Source organism: Streptomyces noursei (assembly GCF_001646665.1).
Taxonomy (GTDB): Bacteria; Actinomycetota; Actinomycetes; order Streptomycetales; family Streptomycetaceae; genus Streptomyces; species Streptomyces lavendulocolor.
In genome coordinates this window covers 1-250 of record NZ_LWBU01000325.1, presented here as the reverse complement: position 1 = coordinate 250, position 250 = coordinate 1, and the positions used below count along the sequence as shown (strand labels likewise).

At 80.0% G+C, this 250-nt stretch carries 1 pseudogene; it reads left to right on the top strand.

What is annotated here, in order from left to right:
• Positions 1-250: pseudogene (locus A4V12_RS23240) on the top strand (MFS transporter); the annotation flags it as partial.

Genomic DNA, 250 nt, shown 5'->3' with positions numbered 1-250 from the left:
CGCGGCGCCGACACCACCGCCGCGGCCTGGGCCCTCGGCCTCGGCGGCGCCGGCCAGACCCTCGGCCGCACGCTGTACGCCGCACTCGCGCGCCGGACCGGGCCGACCGTCCGGACCGCTCTGCTCATGGCCGCCGGGGGAGTCGCCACGGCGGCGCTCGCCCTCGTCCCCGGGCCGGTCGCCGTACTCGTCCTCCTCGCCGTCCTGGCCGGAGTCGTACGCGGCAACCTCGCCCTCCTCCAGGCCACGG